This is a genomic window from Yoonia sp. (genome assembly GCF_046498525.1).
GTDB lineage: Bacteria > Pseudomonadota > Alphaproteobacteria > Rhodobacterales > Rhodobacteraceae > Yoonia.
The window spans coordinates 1-4217 of record NZ_JAWOAN010000282.1 but is presented as its reverse complement, the minus strand read 5'-3'; the positions used below and the strand labels follow the sequence as shown (position 1 = coordinate 4217).

Sequence of the window (4217 nt, the reverse complement as noted above, 5' to 3'; positions counted from 1 at the left end):
CCAGCAACAGGATATGATCGGCATATCTATCGAAGGTATCCTTTTCCAGTCGCGCGGTATGGTCAACCAACGGTCCATCGCCGCCAAGTTCTGCGACAAACACATCATATCGCAGGCGCTGCGCTGCGCCGATCTCTTCATCGGTTCCTGCGATGCGGGTGGAAAAAACAGGTTTGGCTTGGTGGGGCATTGAGGTCTTTGCGGTCATACCGGTTGATCTGCGGGGAAATTAACCATTTAGCAACCAATTCGGACGAGGCATGAAGATGTGCTGAATAACTTCACTTGATCTACTCGCCTTAAGGTTGTACACTATTCATTAACCAGTACGAGTAGAACGTGTTTGCCATCAATGACCACCTTTCCCACCTCCCGAAAATTTACCGTGATCTTGTCGCCAATGTTGGATTGTACCTGTCCGGTGCCCCACTCTGGCTTGTCGGGATGCCGTACCAGCATCCCTGGTTCAAGGATTGCGTTAAAGTCGTTCATTCATCTTCCCTCAAAACGGAGGCTGCATTATGCAACCTGATCTCGCAGCATTGGTTGGCTCGCGCATTTGCCACGACCTTATCAGCCCAATTGGGGCAATCGGCAATGGAGTCGAGCTTTTGGCGCTGACCGATGGCGATACCGGTGCCGAAATGGAGCTGATCAACGAGAGTGTGCAGAACGCCAGCGCACGGATCAGGTATTTCCGGATCGCCTATGGCGCGGCAAGCGAAGAGCAAATGGTGAGCCGGGCAGAGGTGTTATCGATTTTGGCTGCGGTAGCACGGGGCGGGCGGATCAACTACATCTGGAAAATTGACGGGGACCAGCCGCGCAGGCTTGTGCGGTGCGCCCTGTTGATGCTTCAGGCGATCGAGGCTTCTTTGCCTTTGGGCGGCGATATCCGGATCACGCAAGAGGGCGAGACATGGGTGATGCGGGGCGAAGGACCGCGACTGGCCGTCGATCAAGAGCTTTGGGACAATCTGCTGTCACCGCAAGCCGGATTTACCTACACGCCATCCCATGTGCAATTCGCCCTGCTTCCCGGTGTCTTGGCAGAGGCAGGGCGCGTCTTGCAGTTTGAGCATACGCCCGCTTATCTGGTCGCCCGGTTCTAGGCGCGCACGGCCCCGTCCCCTGTCACAAGATACTTGAAACTGGTCAACTGTTCAGCCCCGACCGGACCGCGTGCATGCAGTTTGCCTGTCGCGATACCGATCTCGGCGCCCATCCCGAATTCGCCGCCGTCGGCAAACTGGGTTGACGCATTGCGCATCAGGATCGCACTGTCGAGTTCCTTAAAGAAATGCGCCGCCGCCTGATCATCAGCGGTGACGATGGCGTCGGTGTGGTTGGACCCGAAGGTGCGGATATGGTCAATCGCTTCATCGACACCATCGACCAGCTTGGCCGCACAGATCATATCAAGAAATTCCTTGCCGAAATCATCCGGCTGCGCAGGCGTTGTGCCGTCGATCCTGGCGAGCTCACCATCCGCGCGCACTTCGACCCCGGCTTTCAGCAAGGCCTCGACCAACAAAGGGCCGTGCTGGGTGTAAAACCGCCAATCAATCAAAAGACACTCCATCGCACCACAAATCCCCGTGCGGCGGGTCTTGGCGTTCAACACGATCTCGAGCGCCATGGCAGGGTCTGCGGTAGCGCCCACGTAGATGTGGCAAATTCCCTCAAGGTGGGCAAAAACCGGAACGCGCGCTTCGCGCTGCACCAATCCGACAAGGCCTTTGCCGCCGCGTGGCACGATCACATCGATATGATCCGTCGCTGTCAGCATGGCCGACACCGCCGCGCGGTCACGTGTCGGCACCAACTGGATCGCCGCGGCAGGAAGCCCCGCCTGTTTGAGCCCTGTTTGCAAACACTTATGGATCACGGTTGATGAATGAAAACTCTCTGACCCGCCGCGCAAAATGACGGCGTTACCCGATTGCAGACACAGCGCACCGGCGTCAGCCGTCACATTCGGGCGGCTTTCGTAGATGACGCCGATCACACCCAAGGGCGTGCGGACACGCTGGATGTGCAGACCACTTGGCATGTCCCATTCGCTCATGACCTCGCCCACCGGATCGCGTTGCGCAGCCACATTGCGCAGCCCTTCGGCCATGGCGCGGATACGCGGTTCATCCAGCATCAGCCGGTCCATCATCGCGGGGCTAAGGCCTTTTTCTTCGCCGTAGACTTGATCTTCGGCATTGGCATCCATGATCGCCAGCCGGTTTTCCCAGATCGCATCGGCAGCCCCGATCAGGGCAGCATACTTGCGCTCTGCCCCGACCGTCGCCAAAACAGTCGATGCTGCACGTGCGTCAGCGCCGATTTGCGCCATCATGGTTCCGATTGCGTCCTGATCTTTCATTTCATGCCCTCTTAAAGCACCATATCGTCGCGGTGCACCAATGCAGCGCGCCCTTCATAGCCCAGTATTTCAACGATGTCAGCCGACCGCCGCCCCATGATCTGGCGTGCTTCGACGCTGGTGTAGCGGACAAGGCCCTGCCCCATCTGCACGCCGGTTGCATCGACAATGGCCACCAGATCGCCGCGCCCGAAACTGCCGCTGATCTGGGTCACACCTGCGGGCAAGAGGCTCTTGCCGTGATGCAGCGCCGCACTCGCCCCCGCATCGACCGTAATAGTTCCGCGCGGTTTCATCGCCGAAATCCAGCGTTTACGCGCTGCCTGCGGGTCCGTTTGCGCGGTGAACCAAGTGGCGCGTGCGCCGCTTTCAAGCCCGCCAAGCGGATGCAGCCCTGTCCCTAGAGCTATCGCCATGGCACAGCCAGCCTCTGTCGCAATGCGCGCCGCCATGATCTTGGTGATCATGCCCCCCTTGGACAAACCGGAACCAGCATCACCCGCCATTGCCTCGATCTGGGGCGTAATTTTATCAACAACGGCAAGGTGTTGCGCCGTGGTCTTGAGCTTGGGGTTCTCGGTATAGAGCCCGTCAACATCCGACAGCAGGATCAGTTGATCCGCACCAACCGTCACGGCCACCTGTGCTGCAAGACGGTCATTGTCGCCATAGCGGATTTCATCGGTGGCAATCGTGTCGTTTTCGTTCACGATCGGCGTCACACCCAGCCCCAGCATGGTTTCCATCGTCGCCCGGCTATTGAGATACCGCCGCCGGTCTTGCGAATCTTCAAGCGTGACAAGCACTTGGCCGGTGATGATCCCATGTGGCGTCAGCGCCTCTTCATAGGCGCGCGCCAGCCTGATCTGCCCGACAGCCGCCGCAGCCTGTGATTGCTCCAGCGCCAAGGGCGTCGGCGGCAAGCCTAAAATGCCGCGCCCCAAGGCGATAGATCCGGACGACACGACAATAACATCGGTCCCGCGCGCCCTGATCCGCGCCACATCGCTGGCCAAAGAGGTCAGCCAGTCCTGCCGTAACGCGCCAGTTCCGGCATCGACCAGCAAGGCTGACCCGATCTTGACGACAAGGCGTTTGGCATCGCTCAGGGCTGCCATGGCGCGTCCTCGGCCTCTTCCTCCTTCGCCGCTTTTCGCTGGCGCAGTCGGTTGTCGTCGATCTCGGCGCGCAAGGCGCGCAGCACGTCGGAAACACCTTCTCCTGTCACCCCCGACATCATCATGACAGGGCCATCGGCAACGGCGGCGATCTCGTCGCGCAGGAAGATGCGCTCTTCCTCGTCCAGCGTGTCGATCTTGTTCAATACGGTGATGCGGGGTTTTTCGGCCAGTTCGCCACCGTAAGCCTGCAACTCGGCAATGATCGTGGTTAAATCAGCGGCCGGATCGCCCGATGTGCCGTCGATCAGGTGCAACAGGACGGCGCAGCGTTCGACATGGCCGAGGAACATATCACCAAGGCCACGGCCCTCGCTTGCACCCTCAATCAGGCCGGGAATATCAGCGACGACGAATTCCACGTCATCGACCCCCACGACACCAAGGTTCGGGACAAGTGTCGTAAACGGATAATCCGCAACTTTCGGGCGCGCATTGGACGTCGTGGCAAGGAACGTGGATTTACCCGCGTTTGGCATCCCCAAAAGGCCCACGTCGGCGATCAGTTTCAGGCGCAGCCAGATTGTGCGCTCGATCGCCTCTTGTCCCGGGTTGGCGCGGCGCGGTGCCTGATTGGTCGCAGTCTTGAAGCGCAGGTTACCCCAGCCGCCATTACCACCCTTGGCGATCACGATCTTCTGGCCAACTTCGGTCAGGTCGGCAAT

The 4217-nt window shown here is 59.4% G+C and carries 6 protein-coding genes; 1 reads left to right on the top strand and 5 read right to left on the bottom strand.

Annotated features, from left to right (window positions below; translation table 11 throughout):
* Both R6T97_RS16440 and R6T97_RS16435 read right to left on the bottom strand, forming a co-directional pair.
* Positions 1–190, bottom strand: a 190-nt coding sequence (locus R6T97_RS16440; RefSeq protein WP_410350362.1) for a GNAT family N-acyltransferase, incomplete at its 3' end; no start/stop codon positions are given.
* Positions 191–312: 122 nt separating this feature from the next.
* Entirely contained in the window at positions 313–492 is a 180-nt protein-coding gene (locus tag R6T97_RS16435) for a DUF3553 domain-containing protein (protein WP_410350361.1), read from the bottom strand.
* Positions 493–521: 29 nt separating this feature from the next.
* Between R6T97_RS16435 and R6T97_RS16430 the strand changes: the two genes are divergently transcribed.
* Positions 522–1112: a histidine phosphotransferase family protein gene (locus tag R6T97_RS16430; protein ID WP_410350360.1), complete on the top strand. Its 591-nt coding sequence runs from the start codon at positions 522–524 to the stop codon at positions 1110–1112.
* Here the strand turns inward: R6T97_RS16430 and R6T97_RS16425 are convergent.
* From R6T97_RS16425 to cgtA, 3 genes are all read right to left on the bottom strand, one after another.
* The gene (locus R6T97_RS16425; protein ID WP_410350359.1) at positions 1109–2374 is read right to left on the bottom strand and encodes a glutamate-5-semialdehyde dehydrogenase; all 1266 of its coding nucleotides are present in this window, start codon (positions 2372–2374) and stop codon (positions 1109–1111) included. The genes R6T97_RS16430 and R6T97_RS16425 overlap by 4 nt on opposite strands.
* An 11-nt stretch (positions 2375–2385) precedes the next feature.
* A complete protein-coding gene (gene proB, locus R6T97_RS16420; protein ID WP_410350358.1) occupies positions 2386–3492 on the bottom strand; it encodes a glutamate 5-kinase in 1107 nt (368 codons plus the stop codon).
* On the bottom strand, positions 3480–4217 hold a 738-nt coding region (cgtA, locus tag R6T97_RS16415), incomplete at its 5' end, for an Obg family GTPase CgtA (RefSeq protein ID WP_410350357.1). The genes proB and cgtA, both read right to left, overlap by 13 nt.

Bases quoted from the DNA above. Each gene is read 5' to 3' on its own strand.
- R6T97_RS16430 (WP_410350360.1), top strand. From the start codon at position 522: ATGCAACCTGATCTCGCAGCATTGGTTGGCTCGCGCATTTGCCACGAC.
- R6T97_RS16425 (WP_410350359.1), bottom strand. From the start codon at position 2,374: ATGAAAGATCAGGACGCAATCGGAACCATGATGGCGCAAATCGGCGCT.
- R6T97_RS16435 (WP_410350361.1), bottom strand. From the start codon at position 492: ATGAACGACTTTAACGCAATCCTTGAACCAGGGATGCTGGTACGGCAT.
- proB (WP_410350358.1), bottom strand. From the start codon at position 3,492: ATGGCAGCCCTGAGCGATGCCAAACGCCTTGTCGTCAAGATCGGGTCA.